The organism is Streptomyces sp. NPDC028314 (genome assembly GCF_055565795.1).
This window is the reverse complement of sequence record NZ_JBVHTP010000005.1, coordinates 241,520-261,928: the sequence shown is the minus strand read 5'-3', so window position 1 is coordinate 261,928 and position 20,409 is coordinate 241,520. Positions and strand designations below refer to the sequence as shown.

At 71.7% G+C, this 20,409-nt stretch carries 20 protein-coding genes and 1 riboswitch; of the genes, 16 read left to right on the top strand and 4 right to left on the bottom strand.

What is annotated here, in order from left to right:
- Nucleotides 1–9: 9 nt before the first annotated feature.
- Nucleotides 10–390: a glycine cleavage system protein GcvH gene (gene gcvH / locus ACZ4TG_RS14640; protein ID WP_468162399.1), complete on the bottom strand. Its 381-nt coding sequence runs from the start codon at nt 388–390 to the stop codon at nt 10–12.
- A gap of 125 nt (nt 391–515) precedes the next feature.
- A complete protein-coding gene (gene gcvT / locus ACZ4TG_RS14635; protein WP_468162397.1) occupies nt 516–1,631 on the bottom strand; it encodes a glycine cleavage system aminomethyltransferase GcvT in 1,116 nt (371 codons plus the stop codon).
- A gap of 182 nt (nt 1,632–1,813) precedes the next feature.
- A riboswitch (glycine riboswitch) is annotated at nt 1,814–1,917 on the bottom strand.
- A 224-nt stretch (nt 1,918–2,141) separates the two neighbouring features.
- Here gcvT and ACZ4TG_RS14630 point away from each other — a divergent pair.
- From ACZ4TG_RS14630 to ACZ4TG_RS14580, 11 genes are all read left to right on the top strand, one after another.
- Nucleotides 2,142–2,807 carry an AAA family ATPase gene (locus ACZ4TG_RS14630; RefSeq protein ID WP_468162395.1) on the top strand — a complete coding sequence of 222 codons (666 nt, stop codon included), beginning with the start codon at nt 2,142–2,144 and terminating at the stop codon, nt 2,805–2,807.
- Between the two features lie 173 nt (nt 2,808–2,980).
- Complete coding sequence (locus tag ACZ4TG_RS14625; protein WP_468162393.1) at nt 2,981–3,715, top strand: enhanced serine sensitivity protein SseB; 735 nt, start codon at nt 2,981–2,983, stop codon at nt 3,713–3,715.
- A 93-nt stretch (nt 3,716–3,808) separates the two neighbouring features.
- A complete protein-coding gene (locus tag ACZ4TG_RS14620; RefSeq protein WP_468162391.1) occupies nt 3,809–4,549 on the top strand; it encodes an enhanced serine sensitivity protein SseB C-terminal domain-containing protein in 741 nt (246 codons plus the stop codon).
- 521 nt (nt 4,550–5,070) lie between these two features.
- A complete protein-coding gene (locus tag ACZ4TG_RS14615) occupies nt 5,071–6,063 on the top strand; it encodes an ABC transporter permease (protein WP_468162389.1) in 993 nt (330 codons plus the stop codon).
- A 41-nt stretch (nt 6,064–6,104) separates the two neighbouring features.
- Complete coding sequence (locus tag ACZ4TG_RS14610; RefSeq protein ID WP_468162387.1) at nt 6,105–7,859, top strand: ABC transporter substrate-binding protein; 1,755 nt, start codon at nt 6,105–6,107, stop codon at nt 7,857–7,859.
- 196 nt (nt 7,860–8,055) lie between these two features.
- Nucleotides 8,056–9,057, top strand: coding sequence for an ABC transporter permease (locus tag ACZ4TG_RS14605; protein ID WP_468162385.1), 1,002 nt, complete (start codon nt 8,056–8,058; stop codon nt 9,055–9,057).
- A 47-nt stretch (nt 9,058–9,104) separates the two neighbouring features.
- On the top strand, nt 9,105–10,172 hold the full coding sequence (locus ACZ4TG_RS14600) for an ABC transporter ATP-binding protein (RefSeq protein ID WP_468162712.1): 1,068 nt from the start codon (nt 9,105–9,107) through the stop codon (nt 10,170–10,172).
- A gap of 5 nt (nt 10,173–10,177) precedes the next feature.
- The gene (locus ACZ4TG_RS14595; RefSeq protein ID WP_468162383.1) at nt 10,178–11,281 is read left to right on the top strand and encodes an ABC transporter ATP-binding protein; all 1,104 of its coding nucleotides are present in this window, start codon (nt 10,178–10,180) and stop codon (nt 11,279–11,281) included.
- Between the two features lie 155 nt (nt 11,282–11,436).
- Complete coding sequence (locus tag ACZ4TG_RS14590; protein WP_468162381.1) at nt 11,437–12,093, top strand: trimeric intracellular cation channel family protein; 657 nt, start codon at nt 11,437–11,439, stop codon at nt 12,091–12,093.
- Between the two features lie 58 nt (nt 12,094–12,151).
- On the top strand, nt 12,152–13,012 hold the full coding sequence (locus tag ACZ4TG_RS14585) for a thioesterase family protein (protein ID WP_468162379.1): 861 nt from the start codon (nt 12,152–12,154) through the stop codon (nt 13,010–13,012).
- Between the two features lie 116 nt (nt 13,013–13,128).
- Nucleotides 13,129–14,292: a cysteine desulfurase family protein gene (locus tag ACZ4TG_RS14580; protein ID WP_468162377.1), complete on the top strand. Its 1,164-nt coding sequence runs from the start codon at nt 13,129–13,131 to the stop codon at nt 14,290–14,292.
- Here ACZ4TG_RS14580 and ACZ4TG_RS14575 read toward each other — a convergent pair.
- Nucleotides 14,289–14,984, bottom strand: coding sequence for an N-acetylmuramoyl-L-alanine amidase (locus tag ACZ4TG_RS14575; RefSeq protein ID WP_468162374.1), 696 nt, complete (start codon nt 14,982–14,984; stop codon nt 14,289–14,291). The genes ACZ4TG_RS14580 and ACZ4TG_RS14575 overlap by 4 nt on opposite strands.
- A 68-nt stretch (nt 14,985–15,052) precedes the next feature.
- Between ACZ4TG_RS14575 and mnmA the strand changes: the two genes are divergently transcribed.
- On the top strand, nt 15,053–16,183 hold the full coding sequence (gene mnmA, locus ACZ4TG_RS14570) for a tRNA 2-thiouridine(34) synthase MnmA (RefSeq protein ID WP_468162372.1): 1,131 nt from the start codon (nt 15,053–15,055) through the stop codon (nt 16,181–16,183).
- 10 nt (nt 16,184–16,193) lie between these two features.
- On the opposite strand, the gene ACZ4TG_RS14565 is transcribed toward mnmA, so the two are convergent.
- Nucleotides 16,194–17,117 carry an NADP-dependent oxidoreductase gene (locus ACZ4TG_RS14565; RefSeq protein ID WP_468162370.1) on the bottom strand — a complete coding sequence of 308 codons (924 nt, stop codon included), beginning with the start codon at nt 17,115–17,117 and terminating at the stop codon, nt 16,194–16,196.
- A 124-nt stretch (nt 17,118–17,241) separates the two neighbouring features.
- On the opposite strand from ACZ4TG_RS14565, the gene ACZ4TG_RS14560 reads away from it, so the two are divergent.
- The 4 genes from ACZ4TG_RS14560 (at nt 17,242) to ACZ4TG_RS14545 (ending at nt 20,386) form a co-directional block, all read left to right on the top strand.
- On the top strand, nt 17,242–18,213 hold the full coding sequence (locus ACZ4TG_RS14560; protein ID WP_468162368.1) for a GlxA family transcriptional regulator: 972 nt from the start codon (nt 17,242–17,244) through the stop codon (nt 18,211–18,213).
- Between the two features lie 87 nt (nt 18,214–18,300).
- Nucleotides 18,301–18,645, top strand: coding sequence for a DUF1330 domain-containing protein (locus tag ACZ4TG_RS14555; protein ID WP_468162366.1), 345 nt, complete (start codon nt 18,301–18,303; stop codon nt 18,643–18,645).
- Nucleotides 18,646–18,716: 71 nt separating this feature from the next.
- Nucleotides 18,717–19,406, top strand: a complete 690-nt coding sequence (locus ACZ4TG_RS14550) for an SDR family oxidoreductase (protein ID WP_468162364.1) — start codon at nt 18,717–18,719, stop codon at nt 19,404–19,406.
- Entirely contained in the window at nt 19,403–20,386 is a 984-nt protein-coding gene (locus ACZ4TG_RS14545; protein ID WP_468162362.1) for a methionine synthase, read from the top strand. Before ACZ4TG_RS14550 ends, ACZ4TG_RS14545 begins: the two co-directional genes overlap by 4 nt.
- Nucleotides 20,387–20,409 lie beyond the last annotated feature (23 nt).

Genomic DNA, 20,409 nt, shown 5'->3' with positions numbered 1-20,409 from the left:
CCCCTGGGGTCAGTTACCGGCGGTGAGCTTGGCGTAATCGTCGACGGAGAGCAGGTCGGACGGCTCCTCCGTGACGCGTACCTTGAAGAGCCAGCCACCCTCGAACGGGGCCGAGTTCACCAGCGACGGGTCGTCCACGACGTCCTGGTTGGCCTCGACGACCTCACCGGTGACGGGGGAGTACAGGTCGCTGACCGACTTGGTCGACTCCAGCTCGCCGCAGGTCTCGCCCGCGGTCACGGTGTCGCCGACCTCGGGGAGCTGCGCGTAGACGACGTCACCGAGCGCGTTGGCCGCGAACTCCGTGATGCCGACCGTCGAGACGCCGCCCTCGGCGTCCGACAGCCACTCGTGCTCCTTGCTGTAACGCAGCTGCTGGGGGTTGCTCATGACCTGATTCTCCTGGATGCGGGGGAGTGGATACGAACAGTGGTCTTGCGTACCGAGACGGCGCGCGGACAGGCGGCCGTACGGGTGAACCGTCCGGCTCGGGCTCTGCACGGGCCGCGGCGGGGTTACTTCTGCCGCTTGTAGAACGGCAGCGCCACGACCTCGTACGGCTCATGCGTACCGCGAATGTCGACGCCGACACCGGAGGTGCCGGGCGCGGCGTGCGCCGCGTCCACGTACGCCATCGCGATCGGCTTGCCCAGCGTCGGGGACGGCGCGCCCGAGGTGACCTCGCCGATGACCCGGCCGTCCGCGACCACCGGGAACCCGGCGCGCGGTACGCGGCGGCCCTCGGCGATCAGGCCGACCAGCTTGCGCGGCGGGTTGGAGGCGGCGCGCTCGGCGGCGGCCTCCAGCGCCTTGCGGCCGACGAAGTCGCCTTCCTTCTCGAACTTCACGACCCGGCCCAGACCCGCGTCGAACGGGGTGAGGGAGGTGGTCAGCTCGTGCCCGTACAGCGGCATGCCCGCCTCCAGGCGCAGGGTGTCGCGGCAGGACAGCCCGGCCGGGACCAGGCCGACGCCCGCGCCCGCCTCGGTCAGCGCCTGCCACAGCTGCACGGCGTGCCCGGGGGCGACGAACAGCTCGAAGCCGTCCTCGCCGGTGTAGCCCGTACGCGCGATCAGCGCGGGCACCCCGGCCACCGTGCCCGGCAGGCCGGCGTAGTACTTCAGACCGTCCAGGTCGGCGTCGGTCAGCGACTTCAGGATGCCGGGGGACTCCGGGCCCTGCACGGCGATCAGCGCGTACGCGTCGCGGTCGTCGCGGACCTCGGCGTCGAAGCCGGCGGCGCGCTCGGTGAGCGCGTCCAGGACGACCTGGGCGTTGGAGGCGTTGGCGACGACCATGAACTCGGTCTCGCCCAGCCGGTAGACGATCAGGTCGTCCAGGATCCCGCCGTCCTCCTGGCAGATGTGCGTGTAGCGGGCGCGGCCGACGCCGACGGTGGAGATGTTGCCGACCAGCGCGTAGTCCAGGACCTTGACGGCCTCGGGGCCGGTCAGGGTGATCTCGCCCATGTGGGACAGGTCGAACAGACCGGCCTTGGTGCGTACGGCGTTGTGCTCGTCGCGCTCGCTGGCGTAGCGCAGCGGCATGTCCCAGCCCGCGAAGTCGGTCATGGTCGCACCGAGCGAGCGGTGCAGCGCATCGAGGGCGGTCAGACGGGGGGCATTGCTCATGGGTGTGGCTCCCGGGTCCCAGGGCATGACATGACGAGGACGATCCTCCCCATCTGTCATCGGAACCTGAGAGGTTCGCCGAGAGTTCCCGCGCAAACGGGGTGCGTCCTCGACTTGCACCTTGGGTGGAGCGCACGCCGGTGCCGTCGGGGACGGCGGCGCGGCTCGCTTTTCAGATCTGCCTCATCCACGCGGTACGGGGCCTGAGAGATTCAAGGGAGGTACTTGCTCCTTCGGCGCCCGGGCACGGCCTTGCGGCCTGCCGGGACTCTCCCGCGCGGATTCAAGCGGCCGGTATGCAGTTGGTGTCCAGATGGCGCACATCATTGCACGCGACGGCCGGGAGTGGGCGTGCGGGCCCGAAAGACAGTGCGAGGCCGTAGCGGGTCTCGAGCGGGCGGACCGGAACCGGCGGTGCCGGATTACCGTCTCTTTACACTCAGTGGGCAAGGGTCCTCGCGACCCGATTCGGGGGAGGCGATCACTGTGGCGGTGCGGAGATTCGGAGTGGTGACGACGACGGGGACCGTGGACGGGGTCCCCAAGCAGCGGGGAGCCGGCGGGCGGAAGCGCGGGACCCTGGAAGGATCGCGGGTGGAAGGCGCGCCGTCGGTACGTGACCTGCGCGGCCGGGGGGCGCACGGCCCCCGGCGGCTCGGCTTCGCCGCGGGGGACATCGTCGTGGTGTCCGGCCTGCCGGGCGGCGGCAAGAGCACGCTGATCAAACGGGCCGCGGCCGGCGGGGGAATCGACTCCCAGGACACCCGGGAACGCTGGGAGCGGCGGATGCCGCGCGCGCTGCCGTACGGCGCGTACCGCCCCCTGGTCCGGGCCGCGCACTACTGGGGGCTGTGGCGGGTGCTGCGCTCCGGCGCCTCGGTGGTGGTCCACGACTGCGGTACGCAGACCTGGGTGCGGGGCCTGCTCGCCGCGGCCGCCCGCCGCCGGGGCAGGGCCCTGCACCTGCTGCTGCTGGACACCACCCCGCAGGAGGCCCTGGCCGGGCAGGCGGCGCGGGGCCGGCGCGTGTCCGCGTACGCCTTCGCACGGCACCGGGGGGCGGTGGCGCGGCTGCTGCGCGACGCGGAGTCGGGCCGCCTCCCGATGGGCTGCGCGTCCGCGGTCCTGCTGGACCGGGCCACCGCCTCGGCCATCACGGACATCGGCTTCCACTGAGGCGGCGCGGAACCCGGCGGTCACCGGCCGCGCGGCCGGGCGGCACGCGAGCACCCGGCCCGGGCGCGCCCGCACCCGGTCGATCCGGTCCGAGGGGCCGGGGCCCCGCCGGGTCACCGGCCCCGACCCACTAATCTCGGCACGAGACTCAGACGGCGGCAGCGGAGGCGTGGATGCACGGCGGCGGATGGCCCGACAACGAGCTGGAGCAGGTGCTCGGGGCGGCGCTGGGACAGGCGGACGCCGGAGCGCGGATCCTGGAAGTGCTCGGGCGCAGCCGGGTCTGGGTGCCCCTGCCCGGCGGCGGCGGACCCGAGGACGCCGACCTGACGCTTCCGACGATGCAGATCGGCGGCGAGGCGTACGTCCCGGTCTACAGCTCCGAGGCCCAGTTCCGTTTCTGCGTCGGCCCCGGCATGGACTTCGCCGTGGCCCCCGCCGTCGAGTTCGCGCGCGGCCTGCCCCCGCAGCTCGGCATCGCCGTGAACCCCGAGGGGGCCGTCGGCGTACCGCTGCCCCCGGCCGCCGTCGCGGAGCTGTGCCGCACCGGGCGGACCCCGCTCGACGGCCCGGCCACCGGCGGCCGCGTGCGCCTCTTCGAGCCCGACTGGCAGGAAGACCCGGTGGACTTCCTGGCCGCCGCCGGCGAGGAGTTCCGCGCCACCGGGGTGGTGGCCGCCGCGCACCGCTGCCTGGCCAGCGTCGAGGGCGGAGCGCCCGAGCTGTACATCGGTGTCCGGCTGGTGGGATGGGATCCCGAGTCCCGCAGCGCCCCGCTGGAGGCGCTCGGCCGGGCCCTGGCCCGGGTGCCGGCGCCCTGGCCCGTGCAGCTGATCCTCCTGGACGCCGCCCAGGACCCGGTCACGGACTGGATTCGTGAGCGCGTGCGCCCCTTCTACCTCCCCTAGGGCCGCTTAAGCTGGTTACATCTCTTGGCCGCACGGTGGCTGCTGGTCCGAGGGGCACGGGTGGATCGACGGGCGGACGAAGAGGGGTACCGGGTGAGTGCGTCAGGCACGGCCGCGGCCGGGCAGGTCGAGCACATGCTGCGCCAGGTGACTCCCGGGCGCTATGAGAGCTACGAGTCGCTTCTGCACGCCCTCGCCGAGGGCCGGCTGTGGATGCTGCTGTGGCAGGGGCAGCCGGGCTCCCCGGACGCCCAGTACGGCGGCATGGAGGTCGACGGGCTCGGCTACGCGCCCTGCGTGACCTCCCCGCAGGAACTGGCCGCCAGCGGCTGGAACCGCGGCTACGAGGTGGTCACCGGGCGGGACATCGCCCGCGCCCTCTACCCGGACCGCTGGGGGCTGTGGCTCAACCCGCACGCCCAGGGCGGCGGCCTCGGCCTCCCCTGGGCCGACCTGCGCCGCATCGCCACCGGCCTGGACCGGATGCCGGCCGGGCCGCTGCGGCTGTCCGAGCCCGCCCTGGAGCTCCCGCAGTTCTACGGGCTGCTCACCCAGCACGCGCACCGCACGCCCGCCGTCCGGTCGTTGCGCCGGGCCTGGGTTCAGCCGTCGCTCGGGTCCGCGTACCTCGCGGTCGGGCTGGACCTGTACGACGCCTCCGCGCCCGCGCTGGAATCCGTACGGGAGATGATGCGGCAGTCGGTCGGCGCGGTCCCGGAGGGCGTTCCGGTGTGCACCGTCGCGCTGGCGGACGAGCACGATCCGGTGGCGATGTGGCTGCGTTCGCAGACCCGTCCGTTCTACGACCGCGAGGGCCAGGGGCCCTCCTACTAGGCCCTGTCCGGGGCGTCGCCGCGAGGCCGCCCGGAGTCTGGGACAGCGGTATCGAGCCATCCGAGGCCGCCGGGAACCGAGGTTCCCGGCGGCCTTCGCCTTGTCCTGATTTCAGTGGTGTTGTACGCCCAAAAGGCGCACGCCTCTTGCGAGTTGGGCACCATGTCCGTTTGCGTACCGAACAGACGGTCTTGCTCCGCTGAGCCGTGAGCGAAGTCCGGATAACGGGTACCGGGACGTCAGATCACGTTTGCGCATCCATTCACCTGCGGGTCTGGCGGCTGGTCGAGCGCCCGATGAAGACTCCCCACCCAAGAGCCGCTCAGTCCTCCAGGACGCGGTTCGGTTCGTGTACTGCACCTGTTGTTCCGCACGGCACTTCTCGCAGCACTTCCCGCACTTCCTGCACTTCACACGCGTTCCGCGTGTCCCACGCACTCCGAGCGCCACTCCGCACCAACGCCGCCACAGCGGCGGGCATGGGCCGGCAGACCCGTCGGCCGAGAGGGGTCCCCACCACGATGACGGCACCACTGCATGACACGAGCGCGGAGACACCCGCACCCGTGTCCGTAGCCGACGTCCCTGCCAAGGCCATCGAAGGCCGCTCGCCCGGCCGCATCGCCTGGATGCGGCTCAAGCGCGACAAGGTCGCGCTGACCGGCGGCGTGGTCGTGATCCTCCTGATCCTGGTGGCGGTCTTCGCGCCGCAGATCGTGAGCCTGCTGGGCCACCCGCCCAACGAGTTCCACGAGGACATGATCGATCCCGACCTCGGCACGCCGATCGGCTCGCTGGGCGGCATGAGCTCCGACTTCCTGCTGGGCGTCGAACCCACCAACGGGCGCGACGTGTTCAGCCGGATCCTCTACGGCGCGCGCATCTCCCTGGTCGTCGCCTTCCTGGCGGCCTTCGTCTCGGTCGTCATCGGCAGCCTGCTCGGCGCGCTCGCCGGCTTCCTCGGCGGCTGGGTCGACGGGCTGATCAGCCGCACGATGGACCTGCTGCTGGCCTTCCCGCAGCTGCTGTTCACCATCGCCCTGGTGTCCGTGGTCCCCAACTCCCTCTGGGGGTTCGAGGGTTCGGGCGTCCGGATGGGCGTGCTGATCGTCGTCATCGGCTTCTTCGGCTGGCCGTACATCGGCCGCATCGTCCGGGGCCAGACGATCTCGCTGCGCGAACGCGAGTACGTCGAGGCCGCGCGCAGCCTCGGAGCCGGCCGCGGCTACATCCTGATCAAGGAGCTGCTGCCCAACCTGATCGCGCCGATCCTCGTCTACTCGACGCTGATCATCCCGACCAACATCCTGACGGAGGCGGCCCTCAGCTTCCTCGGTGCCGGCGTCAAGCCGCCCACCGCCTCCTGGGGCAAGATGCTGTCCGACGCCGTCCCCATCTACCAGGACGACCCCATGTACATGGTGGTCCCGGGCATCACGATCTTCATCACCGTCCTGGCGTTCAACCTCTTCGGGGACGGGCTGCGCGACGCACTCGACCCCAAGGGCAGCTGAACCGCTTCTTCGATTCACCCACCTATGGAGGTTGGACAACCGTGATCCGCAGAAAGCAGGCACTCGCGATCACCGCCGTGGTCGCTGCCCTGTCGCTGACCGCCGCGTGCGGTGGCAACGACAACAAGAAGACCAGCGAGGGTGGTGACAAGGGCTACAGCGGCGCCTCGACCGCCGTGGTGAACGCCTCGGACACCAAGGGCGGCGAGCTCAAGCTCTGGTCCCCCCAGGACGTGGACTTCCTCGACCCGGCGCGTGCCTACTACGGCTTCGTCTGGAACCTTCAGCGCCTCTACATCCGCCAGCTGTACGCGTACGACAGCAAGCCGGGCGTCGCGGGCACCAAGCTGGTCCCGGACCTCGCCGAGGCCCTGCCGGTCCTGAGCAACGACGGCAAGACGTACACCATCAAGATCAAGGACGGCGTGAAGTTCGAGGACGGTTCGCCGATCACCTCGAAGGACTTCAAGTACGGCATCGAGCGCGTCTTCGCGCAGGACGTGCTGTCCGGCGGTCCGACGTACCTGGTCGACCTGCTCGACCAGGGCCAGAAGTACCCCGGTCCGTACAAGGACACCGACCCGGGCAAGATGGGCCTGAAGTCGGTCGAGACGCCGGACGACAAGACCATCGTCTTCAACCTGGCCAGCGCCAACTCGGACTTCAACTACCTGCTGGCGATGCCGTCCTCCTCGCCGGTGCCGATGGCCAAGGACGAGGGCGCCTCCTACACCAACAAGCCGGTCTCCACCGGTCCTTACAAGGTGGAGAGCTTCACCTCGGGCAAGGGCGCGACCTTCGTCCGCAACGAGAACTGGGACCCGGCGACGGACACGATCCGCAAGGGTCTGCCGGACAAGGTCTCCTTCACGGTCACCACCAACCCGGACGACATGGACCAGCGCCTGCTCTCCGGCGACATCGACCTCGCCGTCGACGGCACCGGTGTCCAGCAGGCCGCGAAGAACAAGATCCTCAAGGACGCGAACCTCAAGAAGAACGCGGACAACCCCTACACGGGCTACATCCGCTACTTCGCCTTCCCCCAGACGGTCGCGCCGTTCGAGAACATCGAGTGCCGCAAGGCCGTCATCTACGCGGCCGACCCGAAGTCCCTGCAGAACGGCCGTGGCGGCCCGACCAGCGGTGACCTCGGTGCCAACATGCTGCCGCCCGGTGTCCCCGGCGCCGACAAGGCCTACGACCCGTGGGGTCTGACCGGCGGCAAGCCGCAGGTCGACAAGGCCAAGGCGGCCCTCAAGGCGTGCGGCAAGCCCGACGGGTTCGAGACCACCATCGCGGTCCGCAACAACCGCGTCCCCGAGGTCAAGACCGCCGAGTCCCTCCAGGCCTCGCTCGCCAAGGTCGGCATCAAGGCCACGATCGACCAGTTCGACGGCAAGCTCTCCTCCTCCGTCATCGGCTCGCCCGAGAACGTGAAGAAGAAGAACTACGGCATCATCGTCATGGGCTGGGGCGCCGACTACAACTCCGGCTCGGGCTTCCTCCAGCCGCTGGTCGACGGTTCCTTCATCGCGGCGAACGGCAACAACAACTACACGATGGTCGACGACCCGGAGATCAACGGGCTGTTCGACAAGGCCGCTGCCGCCCCCTCCCCGGACGCAGCCGCTCCGTTCTACACGGACATCAACAAGAAGGTCATGGAGAAGGCGCTGTACCTGCCGATCAACTTCGACAAGGCGCTGATCTACCACAACCCCCGCCTGACGAACGTCTACTTCAACGACTCGATGGGCCGCATCGACCTCGCTGTCCTGGGCGTCGCCAAGTAGTCATCAGGCAGTCCGGCGTCGTCCGGCAGTCCGGCGGCCCGCCCCAGGGCGGCCGCCGGGCACCAGCAGGTCAGCAAGTACGTAAGTAAGTGCCTTCACCGCACATGCGCTAGTCCGAAGGGCAGGTGAAGGCCGCAGGCGGCGGCTGCCGTCCCCACGAGGGACGGCGGCCGCCCGCCCCGGGCGGCCGACTGCAGTGCTCGTCTACCTCATACGGCGGCTGTTCAACGTCGCCGCCACGCTGCTGGTGGTCTCCGTGGTCACCTTCGGCATCTTCTTCGCGGTCCCGAAGCTGACCGGCAGCGATCCCGCGCTCATGTACGCCGGCCGCGAGACCAACGAGACCGCCCTGGCGGGCATCCGCGTGAAGATGGGCTTCGACAAGCCCATCTCCGAGCAGTACTGGGTGTTCCTCAAGGGCATCTTCGTCGGCCGCGACTACGACGCCGGCACCGAGGTGACGCACTGTGCGGCGCCGTGCTTCGGCTACTCCTTCAAGAGCGAGGCCCCCGTCTGGGAGACCATGCTCGACCGCATGCCGGTCACCCTCTCGCTCGCCCTCGGGGCGGCCGTGATCTGGGTGATCGCGGGTGTGGCGACCGGAGTGGTCTCGGCGCTGAAACGTCGTACCGCCATCGACCGGACCGTCATGATCGGAGCGCTCGCCGGCGTCTCCCTGCCGATCTTCTTCACCGGCATGGTGGCCCCCGCGATCTTCGTCTACAGCCTCGGCTGGCTGGACGTGTCCAACTACAAACCCCTGACCGAGGATCCGGTGGCCTGGCTCAACAGCCTGATCCTGCCCTGGGTCACCCTGGCCTTCCTCTTCGCCGCCACCTACGCCCGCATCACCAGGGCCACCATGCTGGAGGTCCTCGGCGAGGACTACATCCGCACGGCCCGGGCCAAGGGGCTCAAGGAGGGCGTGGTCATCCGCAAGCACGCCCTGCGCTCCACCCTCACCCCGATCGTCACGATGTTCGGCCTCGACCTCGGCGGACTCCTCGGCGGCGCGGTGCTCACCGAGACGACCTTCAACTTCCAGGGTCTGGGGACGGCGGCAGTCGCCGCCATCGGCCAGGGCGACCTCCCCGTGATCATGGGAGTCACCCTGCTCGCCGCGCTCTTCGTGGTGCTGGCCAACCTGATCGTGGACCTGCTGTACGCCGTCATCGACCCGCGCGTGAGGCTGACGTGACCGAGACCCCCGCATCTTCCTCCGGCGTCCCGGGCGGACCCGCGTTCGTGCCCGAGCAGGCGAAGGGGGAGCCGCAGCCCGCCGGCTCCTTCCTCTCCGTACGCGACCTCAAGGTCCACTTCCCGACCGACGACGGCCTCGTGAAGTCCGTCGACGGACTCTCCTTCGACCTGGAGCGCGGCAAGACGCTCGGGATCGTCGGCGAGTCCGGCTCCGGCAAGTCGGTCACCTCGCTGGCCATCATGGGCCTGCACCGCACCGGCAACGCCCGCAGCCGCCCGCACATCTCGGGCGAGGTGGTGCTGGACGGCGAGGACCTGGTCCAGGCCGACGCCGACCACGTGCGCAAGCTCCGCGGCCACAAGATGGCGATGGTCTTCCAGGACCCGCTGTCCGCGATGCACCCGTACTACTCGGTGGGCAAGCAGATCGTCGAGGCCTACCGGACCCACCACGACGTCGACAAGAAGACGGCCCGCAAGCGCGCCGTCGAGATGCTCGACCGGGTCGGCATCCCCGAGCCCCACCGGCGCGTGGACGCCTACCCCCACGAGTTCTCCGGCGGCATGCGCCAGCGTGCCATGATCGCGATGGCGCTCGTCAACAACCCCGAACTGCTCATCGCGGACGAACCCACGACCGCCCTGGACGTCACCGTCCAGGCGCAGATCCTGGACCTGATCCGCGACCTGCAGAAGGAGTTCGGCTCCGCGGTCATCATGATCACGCACGACCTCGGCGTGGTCGCCGAGATGGCCGACGACATCCTCGTGATGTACGGCGGCCGGTGCGTCGAGCGCGGCACCGCCGAGAAGGTCTTCTACGGCCCCCGGCACCCCTACACCTGGGGCCTGCTCGGATCGATGCCGCGCATCGACCGCGACCAGACCGAGCGGCTGATCCCGGTCAAGGGCTCGCCGCCCAGCCTCATCAACATCCCGAGCGGCTGCGCCTTCAACCCCCGGTGCCCGTACGCCGACGTACCCAAGGGCGGCATCACCCGCACCCAGCGCCCCGAGCTGACCCTGGACGACAGCCGGCACTGGTCCGCCTGCCACATGTCGCAGGAGGAGCGGACCCGGATCTGGACCGAAGAGATTGCGCCGAAGCTGTGACCGACATGAAGAAGACGGACGCGGCACAGGCTCCCTCCGCACAGGCCACGGCGGCACTGGCGGAGGAGCCGCTGCTGAAGGTGACCGGGCTGGTCAAGCACTTCCCCATCAACAAGGGGCTGCTGCGCCGCCAGGCCGGTGCGGTCAAGGCCGTGGACGGCATCGACTTCGACGTCCGGCGGGGTGAGACCCTCGGCATCGTCGGCGAGTCCGGCTGCGGAAAGTCGACCATGGGCCGGCTGATCACCCGGCTGCTGGAGCCGACCGGCGGCAAGGTCGAGTTCGAGGGCAAGGACATCACGCACCTGAGCGTGGCGGGCATGCGCCCGCTGCGCCGCGACGTGCAGATGATCTTCCAGGACCCGTACGGCTCGCTGAACCCGCGCCACACGGTGGGCACGATCGTCGGAGCGCCCTTCAAGCTCCAGAAGGTCACTCCCGAAGGCGGTGTGAAGGCGGAGGTCCAGCGGCTGCTCTCGCTGGTGGGCCTCAACCCCGAGCACTACAACCGTTACCCGCACGAGTTCTCGGGCGGTCAGCGCCAGCGCATCGGCATCGCGCGGGCGCTGGCCCTCAAGCCGAAGCTGGTCGTCGCGGACGAGCCGGTCTCGGCGCTGGACGTCTCGATCCAGGCGCAGGTGGTGAACCTGCTGGACGACCTCCAGGAGGAGCTCGGCCTGACGTACGTGATCATCGCGCACGACCTGTCGGTCATCCGGCACGTCTCCGACCGCATCGCGGTGATGTACCTCGGCAAGATCGTGGAGCTGGCGGACCGCAAGTCGCTGTACGAGGCGCCGATGCACCCGTATACGAACGCGCTGATGTCGGCCGTGCCGGTGCCGGACCCGAGGCGGCGCGGTGCGAAGAGCGGCCGCATCCTGCTCAAGGGCGACGTGCCGTCGCCGATCTCGCCGCCGAGCGGCTGCCGCTTCCACACGCGGTGCTGGAAGGCGACGGAGCTGTGCACGAAGCAGGAGCCGCCGCTGGTGGCCCTGAAGACGGGGCACCAGGTCGCCTGCCACCACCCCGAGAACGCGCCCGACCAGGCGCCGGGCGACAAGGCCCTGCCGGGGGCGGCGGACGTGGTGGACACGCCGACGGTCTGACGGGGCCTGACGGGTGTTCTGAGTTGTCCGCCCCTGGAGTAGCGGCCGGGGGCGGGTGCGGTGCCGGGGCCCGGGGGCGTGTCCGCCTCCGGGCCCCGGCACCGCTGTATGCCGGCCCGTCGGGCCCGCCGCCGGGCGAACGGCACAATGGGGGCGTGCTCCACGATCTCTTCCCGCCCGGTGTCCAGCACGCTCTGGACCTCGCGGGCATTTTCGTCTTCGCCACGGCGGGCGCCCTGCTCGCCGTACGCAAGAACTTCGACATCTTCGGCATCGCCGTGCTCGCGCTCGTCACCGCCCTCGGCGGCGGCCTCTTCCGCGACCTCGTCATCGGCGCCGTGCCGCCCGCCGCCTTCGGGGAGCTCAGCTTCTTCGTCACCCCGCTCGTCGCGGCCGCGATCGTCTTCTTCCTCCACCCCGAGGTGCAGCGCATCAACCGGGCCATCAACGTCTTCGACGCGGCCGGCCTCGGGCTCTTCTGCGTGACGGGCACGACCAAGGCGTACGAGTTCGGCCTGGGGCTGACCGCGTCCGCCGCGCTGGGGCTCGCCACGGCGGTCGGCGGCGGCGTACTGCGCGACGTACTGGTCAACGAGGTGCCCTCGCTGCTGCGGGACCGCGAGATGTACGCCGTGCCCGCCGTCGTCGGGGCCTCGATGGTGGCCCTCTTCATCGCCTTCGACACGCTCAACGCCCTCACGACCGGCGCCGCGATCGTCACCACCTTCGTGCTCCGGCTGCTCGCGATCCGCTACCACTGGCGGGCGCCGCTGGCCTGGAACCGCCGCTCGGCGGTGGCCGAAGAGCCGTAACGAGCACGTAGCAATAGAAAGCTACCGCTTAGTAGCTTGCCGGTGTACCGTCCTTTTCATGTCACATGCAGCGGCCCAGGCATCCATCGGCGACAGCGAGTTCGACCGCGACACCACCCTCTCCCCCCGCGCGGGCGAGCCCGGTGTGTACGACGCGGAGCTCAGCGCCGGCTGGACGATCATCACCGCCGTCAACGGCGGATATCTGCTGGCCCTGGTCGGCCGGGCGCTCTCGGCGGCCCTGCCGCACCCGGACCCCTTCACCGTCTCCGCCCACTACCTGACCTCCTCCGTGCCCGGCCCCGCCGTGATCCGCACCGAGGTCGTCCGGATCGGGCGCACGCTGTCGACCGGCCAGGCCTCCCTCTTCCAGTACGACGAGAGCGGCGCCGAGATCGAGCGCATCCGCGTCCTCGCCTCGTACGGCGAGCTGTCCGCGCTCCCCGACTCGGTGCTGACCACCGCGCTGCCGCCGGTCATGCCCGCGTACGAGGACTGCCTCGGCGCCGAGGCCGGTCCGGCGCCGATCCCCGGCAGCTCCGCCATCGTGGACCGGCTCCGGCTGCGCCTCGACCCCGCGACGGCCGGCTGGGCGGTCGGAGCGCCGTCCGGCAAGGGCGAGATGCGGGCCTGGTTCGAGCTGGCCGACGGCCGCGACGCCGACCCGCTGTCGCTGCTGCTGGCGGTGGACGCGCTGCCGCCGACCGCCTTCGACCTCGGCCTGATCGGCTGGGCCCCGACGGTGGAACTCACCACCCACATCCGCCACCGCCCGGCGCCGGGCCCGCTGCGGGTCGCCATCACCACGCGCAACCTGGCCGGCGGCTTCCTGGAGGAGGACGCCGAGGTCTGGGACTCCGCCGACCGCCTGGTGGCCCAGTCCCGCCAGCTGGCCCGCGCGCCGCGCACGCAGGGCTGAGCCCGCGGCCGGTCCCCGGATGCCGTCCCCCGCCCCGGCCCTCCGGCTCCCCTCCCGGTCCCCTCGGGGGGCCGGAGGGGAGCCGGCCGGCCGGAGACTCGTAGAATCGGGGGATCATGGCCTACCTCGACCACGCCGCAACCACCCCGATGCTGCCGGAGGCCGCTGCGGCGATGACCGCGCAGTTCGCCGCCACGGGTAACGCGTCCTCCCTCCACGCAGCCGGCCGCCGGGCCCGCCGTACCGTCGAGGAGGCCCGCGAGGCCCTCGCCGAAGCCCTCGGCGCGCGCCCGAGCGAGGTGGTCTTCACCGCCGGCGGCACGGAGGCCGACAACCTCGCCGTCAAGGGCCTCTACTGGGCCCGCCGGGACCAGGACCCGGCCCGCACCCGGGTGCTCGCCAGTCCCGTCGAGCACCACGCGGTCCTCGACGCCGTCCACTGGCTCGCCGAGCACGAGGGCGCTCAGGTCGAGTACCTCCCGGTGGACCGGTACGGCCGCGTGCACCCCGAAGCCTTCCGCGAGGCGGTCGAGCGCAGCCCCGCCGACGTGGCCCTCGCCACCGTCATGTGGGCCAACAACGAGATCGGCACCGTGCTGCCGGTGGAGGAACTCGCCGCCGTCGCGCGCGAGTTCGGCATCCCCCTGCACTCCGACGCCGTCCAGGCCTTCGGCCAGCTCGACGTCCGCTTCGGCGACAGCGGCCTCGCCGCCATGACCGTCAGCGGCCACAAGGTCGGCGGCCCCTACGGCATCGGCGCCCTGCTGCTGGGCCGCGACCAGACCCCGGTGCCCGTCCTGCACGGCGGAGGCCAGGAGCGGCACGTCCGCTCCGGCACGCTCGACGTGCCCGCCATCGCGGCCTTCGCGGTGGCCGCCGTCCTCGCCGCCGAGCGGCGCGAACGGTTCGCCGCCGAGATCGGCGCGCTGCGCGACGAACTGGTGGCCGCCGTGCTCCGGCAAGTCCCCGACGCCGTCCTCGGCGGCGACCCGGTCGACCGGCTGCCCGCCAACGCCCACTTCAGCTTCCCCGGCTGCGAGGGCGACTCCCTGCTGCTGCTCCTCGACGCCCAGGGCATCGAGTGCTCCACCGGCTCCGCCTGCACCGCCGGGGTGGCCCAGCCCAGCCACGTGCTGCTGGCCACCGGCACTGATCCGCAGCTGGCCCGCGGCACCCTGCGGTTCTCCCTCGGGCACACCTCCACCAAGGAGGACGTCGCGGCCGTGGCCGCCGCCATCGGCCCCGCCGTCGCCCGGGCCCGCACGGCAGGGCTCAGCTAGGCCAGGGCTTCGCCGACCATGCGGATGTACCGGTCCCAGTCCCAGTGGCGGCCGGGGTCCGTGTGGTCGGCGCCCGGCACCTCGGAGTGGCCCAGGATGTGCTTGCGGTCCGCCGGTATGCCGTACCTCCGGCAGACATCGGCGGCCAGCCGGGCCGAAGCCGCGTACATCGCGTCCGTGAAGTCCTTCGGCCGGTCGACGAAGCCCACGTGCTCGATGCCGACGCTGCGCTCGTTCATCGAGCGGTTCCCGGAGTGGAAGGCCACGTCCAGCTCGCGCACCATCTGCTCGACATGACCGTCCTGGCGGACTATGTAGTGCGCCGACGCCTTGTGCCACGGGTTCTGGAAGGCGTCCACCGAGGACTCGAAACTGCCCTGTGTGACATGGACGACTATCCGGTCCACCCGGTAGTCGTCCGGCCGGTCGGCCAGCCGCCAGTTCGCCGGCGAGGCCGGCGTCCAGCTCGCGCCCACGTGGTCCAGCGCCCCGTCCTCGCGCGGCTTGGACACCCCGGGCAGCAGCCACCAGCCGCGCCGGATCTCGTCCCGCCCGGCGATCGCCGCCGCCGCGACGACACCCAGCCCGCCGAAGAGCACCGCCCTGCGGGTCCGGCCCGGAGCCCTGCCGCTCGCCTTCCCCGAGGCGTTGCCCGAGACCTTGCCCGACGCCTTCTTCCCCTCTCGCACCATGCGATCCACCCCCCGCACCCGATAACGCGCTGTGACCCCGCGCGGTTCCCCGTACTCTGGACGGTGCTATGACTGAGAACCTGCCGCGCACCGCCCGCCCCCTCCGCGTCCTGGCCGCCATGTCCGGCGGAGTGGACTCCGCCGTCGCCGCCGCCCGCGCGGTCGAAGCCGGGCACGACGTGACCGGCGTCCACCTCGCGCTCTCCGCGAACCCCCAGTCCTTCCGGACGGGCGCCCGCGGCTGCTGCACCATCGAGGACTCCCGCGACGCCCGTCGCGCCGCCGACGTCATCGGCATCCCGTTCTACGTCTGGGACCTCGCCGAGCGCTTCCGCGAGGACGTCGTCGAGGACTTCATCTCCGAGTACGAGGCCGGGCGCACCCCGAACCCCTGTCTGCGCTGCAACGAGAAGATCAAGTTCGCGGCCCTGCTCGACAAGGCCCTGGCCCTCGGCTTCGACGCCGTCTGCACCGGCCACTACGCCACCGTCGTACTGAACGAGGACGGCACCCGCGAGCTGCACCGCGCCTCCGACATGGCCAAGGACCAGTCGTACGTCCTCGGCGTTCTCGACGAGAAGCAGCTGGCCCACGCCCTCTTCCCGCTCGGCGACACCCTCACCACCAAGGAAGAGATCCGCGCCGAGGCCGAGGAGCGCGGCCTGGCCGTCGCGAAGAAGCCCGACAGCCACGACATCTGCTTCATCGCCGACGGCGACACCCAGGGCTTCCTCGCGAACCGCCTGGGCAAGGCCGAGGGCGACATCGTCGACGAGACGGGCGAGAAGGTCGGCACCCACGAGGGCGCCTTCGGCTTCACCATCGGCCAGCGCAAGGGCCTGCGGATCGGCCACCCCGCCGCCGACGGCAAGCCGCGCTACGTCCTCGACATCTCCCCGGTGAACAACACCGTCACCGTCGGGCCCGTCGAGGCCCTCGACGTCAGCGCCCTCACCGCGATCCGCCCCCGCTGGTGCGGCTCCACGGCCGCCGCCCCCGGCACGTACACCGCGCAGCTGCGCGCCCACGGCGGCGAGACCGAGGTCTTCGCCGAGCTCGTGGACGGCGAACTGCGGGTGCGCTTCGAGGAGCCGGTGCGCGGCGTGGCCCCCGGCCAGGCGATCGTGCTCTACGACGGCACGCGCGTGGTCGGCTCCGCCACCATCGCCACGACCACGCGGGCGGCCGCCACCGTCTGAGCGGCCGGGATCAGACCACCGTCAGGACGATCTTGCCGGTGGTCCGGCCCAGTTCGCCGATCTCGTGCGCCTTCGCGGCCTGCTCCAGCGGCAGGACGGTGTCGACCAGCGGCTTGAGCAGCCCCTGGTCGGCCAAGGCGGCGATCTCCCGCAGGCCGCCCAGGTCCGGCTCCACGAGGACCCAGGAGGCGTGCACGCCCTGCGGGTCGGCCGGCAGGCCGTCCGGGCCCGGCAGGGTGATCAGGTGCCCGCCCGGCTTGAGCACCTTCAGCGAGCGCTGCCCGGTGTCCCCGCCGACCGAGTCGATCACCACGTCCACGTCGGAGACGGCGTCCTCGAAGTCGGTGGTGCGGTAGTCGATCACCTCGTCGGCGCCCAGTGCGCGCAGCACCTCGTGCTTGGCCGCGCTGGCCGTGCCGATCACGTACGCGCCGCGGGCCTTGGCGATCTGCACCGCCAGGTGGCCGACGCCGCCCGCCGCAGCGTGGACCAGCACCCGCTGCCCGGCGGTGATCCCGGCCGTGTCCACCAGTGCCTGCCAGGCGGTCAGCGCCGCCAGCGGCAGGGCCGCGGCTTGCACGTGGTCCAGGGAGGCCGGCTTACGGGCGAAGTGCCGGGCCGGGGCGACCACGTACTCGGCGTAGCCGCCCGCCTGGCGCGGGAAGTTCGGCATGCCGTAGACCTCGTCGCCCGCGCGGTACAGCGTCACGCCCGGACCGACCGCCTCGACGGTGCCCGAGACGTCCCAGCCGACCATCGGGACCTCGCCCCAGCCGATGATCGCGCCGGTGGCCCGGGTCTTCCAGTCCACCGGGTTGACGCCGGCCGCGTGGACCCGGACCAGGATCTCGTTCAGACCCGGCTCGGGCCGGGCCGTCTCGACCTCGGTGAGAACCTCGGGCCCGCCCCAGTGGCTGATGACGACGGCACGCATGAATGTCTCCTTGGTGGTGTTCAGTGCTCTTCCGTACCGGTTTTCCCGGCCGATGGCACCAGCTTGGCCGCTCCCGGCCCCGCATGGTGATGGCCGGACGGCCACCATGTGACAGAATCTGGCCATGCACCGTGTAGCCGTACTCGCCCTCGAAGGCGTCGCCCCGTTCGAGCTCGGCATGCCGTCGCGGGTCTTCGGCAACGCCCGCGCGGAAGACGGCGGCGCCCTGTACGAGGTCACCGTCTGCACCGCGGACGGCCTGCCCGTGACCACCGACGCGGGCTTCACCATCGGCGTCACGGCCGGTCCCGAGGCGCTCGCCGCGGCCGACACCGTGATCGTCCCGCCCACCCACGCCATGCCCGCCCTCCTGCGCGGCGAGCCCCTGCCGGCGGTCCTCGCCGAAGCCCTCGCCGCCATCCGGCCCGGCACCCGGACCGTGTCCATCTGCACCGGCTCCGAGGTGCTCGCCGCCGCCGGACTCCTCGACGGCCGGGCCGCCACCACCCACTGGGTGCACGCGCCGGAGTTCCGGCGGGCCTTCCCCCGCGTCAAGCTCGACGAGGACGTGCTGTTCGTCGACGACGGCGATGTCCTCACCTCGGCCGGAGTGGCCGCCGGCATCGACCTCCTGCTCTACCTGGTGCGCGCCGACCACGGCACCGCCGTCGCCAACCGCGCCGCGCGGCTGTGCGTCGTACCGCCGTGGCGCGACGGCGGGCAGGCCCAGTACATCGACCGGCCCGTGCCCGAGCCGACCGTCGCCACCACCACCGCCACCCGCGCCTGGGCCCTGGAGCGGCTGGCCGAACCGATCACCCTCGCCGAGCTGGCCGCCCACGCCCGGATGAGCCTGCGCACCTTCACCCGGCGGTTCCGCGACGAGGTGGGCATGACCCCGGTGCAGTGGCTGACCGGGCAGCGCCTGGAGGTGGCCCGGCAGCTGCTGGAGTCCAGCGACCTGCCGGTGGACCTGGTCGCGCACCGGTCCGGCTTCGGCTCGGGCAACTCCCTGCGCCAGCACATGCGCACGACCCTCGGGGTTTCCCCCATCGCCTACCGGCGTACCTTCCGTCCCGCCCTCGCGGGGGCATGACCTCCGGGGTAATCGCCCCCGTGCCCGTCGCCGGGCAGGATCGAACCGACAGCCTGTCCCGGTTCGAGACCCGCGAAGGACACGACCATGACCGCGTACGCCATAGCCCACCTGCGCCCCGCCGCGATGAACGAGGAGATCCTGCGCTACATCGAGGAGGTCCAGTCCACCCTCGATCCCTTCGGCGGCCGTTTCCTCGTCCACGGACAGGAGGCCGAGGTCCTGGAGGGCCCCTTCGAGGGGGGCGTGGTAGTCGTCGCCTTCCCGGACATCGAGCGGGCCCGCGCCTGGTACCGCTCGCCCGGCTACCAGGCCATCCTCGGGCTGCGCACCCGCAACATCCCGGGCGAGGCCGTCCTGGTCGACGGAGTCGGCCCGGACTACGACGCCCGGCACACGGCGGCCGCCCTCCGCGAGACCGCCGGGCTCTGAACGGCCCGCCCGGCCCCCGGACCGCCCGGCCGGGGCGCGGGCCCGGCCCGCCAGGATGCGAGCATGGCCGTATGGCTACTCACCTGATCACCGGTGCCGGATCCGGCATCGGCGCCGCCGTCGCGGCCCGGCTGCACGCACGCGGCGACGACCTCGTCCTCCTGGCCCGCGACGCCGCGCGCGGCAAGGAGCTCATCGAGCGGTTCCCCGGCGCGGGAGTGCTCGTGGGAGACCTCGCGGACCCCGACCGGCTGTCGTGGGCCTTCTCCAAGCAGGCCGTCCCCGAGCGGATCGACTCCCTGCTGCACATCGCGGGGATCGTGGACCTCGGCCCGGTGGGCGAGCTGCGCCCCAAGACCTGGCACCAGCAGCTCAACGTGAACCTCATCGCCCCCGCCGAGGTCACCCGGCTGCTGCTGCCCACCCTGCGGGCCTCGCGCGCCACCGTCGTCTTCGTGAACTCCGGCGCCGGCCTCGCCGCCCACGCCGACTGGAGCGCGTACGCCGCCTCCAAGCACGGGCTCAAGGCCCTCGCGGACTCGCTGCGCGCCGAGGAGAAGCCGAACGGCATCCGCGTGACCTCCGTCTACCCGGGCCGCACCGCCAGCCCCATGCAGGCCAAGGTGCACTCCCAGGAGGGCAAGGAGTACGACCCCGAGGCCTGGATCGACCCCGAGTCGGTGGCGACCACCATCGTCATGGCCGTCGACCTGCCCCGCGACGCCGAGGTCAACGACCTGACCGTCAGGCCCGGCCGATGACCGCGGGCGCCACCGGCATCGGCTCGCTGCCCGGCGGCGACGCCCGCGAGGCCGCCAAGACCGTCACCGGCTCCTTCGAGGAGTTCCCGTACCTCGCCGAGCTGCCCGCCCGCGGGCCGGGCGCCGACATGATCGGCCGCTCCCTCGGGCTGCTCGTCGAGATGTACGCGCACGTCGAGCCCAGCGGCTGGCGGATCAGCGACCGCCCCGGACGCGACACCAGGCGGGCCCGGTCCTGGCTCGGCGAGGACCTGGACGCCCTGGAGGAGTTCACCCAGGGGTACCGGGGGAAGCTGAAGGTCCAGGCCGTCGGGCCGTGGACGCTGGCCGCCGCGCTGGAGCTGCACGGCGGGGAAGCCGTGCTCCAGGACGCGGGCGCCTGCCGCGACCTGACCGGCTCGCTCGCGGAGGGGCTGCGCGAGCACCTCGCCGACGTGCACAAGCGCATCCCCGGCGCCGAGATCGTGCTGCAGTTCGACGAGCCCTCGCTGACCGCCGTCCTGCTGGGCCGGGTCCGCTCCGCCAGTGGGTACCGGACCTATCGCGCCGTCGACCGGCAGGTGGTCGAAGGCGCGCTGCGCGAGCTGTTCGCCGTCCACGACGGAGAGGTGGTCGTCCACTCCTGCGCCCCCGAGGTGCCCTTCGGACTGCTGCGGCGGGCCGGGGCCACGGGCGTCTCGTTCGATTTCTCGCTGCTCACCGAGCGCGAGGACGACGCCATCGGGGAAGCCGTCGAGGACGGTACGAAACTCTTCGCCGGAGTGGTGCCGGGCACCGACGGCCCGTTGTCGGACCCGGGCGGTAGCGTCATGGGTGTCAGGAAGCTTTGGCGCAGGCTGGGGCTGGCCCCGGAGACTCTCGCGGAGTCCGTCGTGGTCACCCCGTCGTGCGGTCTGGCGGGCGCTTCGCCCGCCTACGCCCGCGCGGTGCAGGCTCACTGCGTCAGGGCGGCGAGGTCGCTCGCCGACAACCCTGAGTGACGGATCAGACGGGCCACGGGAGG

Excerpts from the sequence above, each read along its gene's own strand:
- gcvH (WP_468162399.1), bottom strand. The coding sequence starts at position 390 with ATGAGCAACCCCCAGCAGCTGCGTTACAGCAAGGAGCACGAGTGGCTG.
- gcvT (WP_468162397.1), bottom strand. The coding sequence starts at position 1,631 with ATGAGCAATGCCCCCCGTCTGACCGCCCTCGATGCGCTGCACCGCTCG.
- ACZ4TG_RS14625 (WP_468162393.1), top strand. The coding sequence starts at position 2,981 with ATGCACGGCGGCGGATGGCCCGACAACGAGCTGGAGCAGGTGCTCGGG.
- ACZ4TG_RS14615 (WP_468162389.1), top strand. The coding sequence starts at position 5,071 with ATGACGGCACCACTGCATGACACGAGCGCGGAGACACCCGCACCCGTG.
- ACZ4TG_RS14595 (WP_468162383.1), top strand. The coding sequence starts at position 10,178 with ATGAAGAAGACGGACGCGGCACAGGCTCCCTCCGCACAGGCCACGGCG.
- ACZ4TG_RS14585 (WP_468162379.1), top strand. The coding sequence starts at position 12,152 with ATGTCACATGCAGCGGCCCAGGCATCCATCGGCGACAGCGAGTTCGAC.
- ACZ4TG_RS14580 (WP_468162377.1), top strand. The coding sequence starts at position 13,129 with ATGGCCTACCTCGACCACGCCGCAACCACCCCGATGCTGCCGGAGGCC.
- ACZ4TG_RS14575 (WP_468162374.1), bottom strand. The coding sequence starts at position 14,984 with ATGGTGCGAGAGGGGAAGAAGGCGTCGGGCAAGGTCTCGGGCAACGCC.
- mnmA (WP_468162372.1), top strand. The coding sequence starts at position 15,053 with ATGACTGAGAACCTGCCGCGCACCGCCCGCCCCCTCCGCGTCCTGGCC.
- ACZ4TG_RS14565 (WP_468162370.1), bottom strand. The coding sequence starts at position 17,117 with ATGCGTGCCGTCGTCATCAGCCACTGGGGCGGGCCCGAGGTTCTCACC.
- ACZ4TG_RS14560 (WP_468162368.1), top strand. The coding sequence starts at position 17,242 with ATGCACCGTGTAGCCGTACTCGCCCTCGAAGGCGTCGCCCCGTTCGAG.
- ACZ4TG_RS14555 (WP_468162366.1), top strand. The coding sequence starts at position 18,301 with ATGACCGCGTACGCCATAGCCCACCTGCGCCCCGCCGCGATGAACGAG.
- ACZ4TG_RS14550 (WP_468162364.1), top strand. The coding sequence starts at position 18,717 with ATGGCTACTCACCTGATCACCGGTGCCGGATCCGGCATCGGCGCCGCC.
- ACZ4TG_RS14545 (WP_468162362.1), top strand. The coding sequence starts at position 19,403 with ATGACCGCGGGCGCCACCGGCATCGGCTCGCTGCCCGGCGGCGACGCC.